Source organism: Halalkalibacter flavus (genome assembly GCF_036663575.1).
In the GTDB taxonomy this organism is placed as follows: Bacteria; Bacillota; Bacilli; order Bacillales; family Bacillaceae_D; genus Halalkalibacter; species Halalkalibacter flavus.
On the sequence record NZ_JAWRVK010000249.1, the window covers coordinates 1 to 268 of the forward strand.

Here is a 268-nt window from a genome sequence, read left to right on the forward strand (position 1 = left end):
TTTGAACAAAAGGGGGATTGATGGACGACCTGGCCCTGTTCGAAAAGCCGGTCCCAGGCGGGAATGGCGATGCTCGTGCCCGCGCCTTTGGACAGTTTCCAAAACCGGCATGGGCCGCCGATGCGCTTGTGCGCCAACATCTACCAGCCCTAGGCCCTCACGACTTTGTGTTGGAGCCGACCTGTGGTGAGGGCAGATTCCTGGCCGCGATCCCTGACAACGTCGCGGCATTGGGAGTCGAGATTGATCCAGTGTTGGCGCGGCGAGC

Annotated in this window: 1 protein-coding gene; it reads left to right on the forward strand. The window is 61.2% G+C overall.

Annotated features, from left to right (window positions below):
• Positions 1 to 20: 20 nt before the first annotated feature.
• Positions 21 to 268, forward strand: a 248-nt coding sequence (locus SAY88_RS25120; RefSeq protein WP_332635151.1) for a hypothetical protein, incomplete at its 3' end; no start/stop codon positions are given.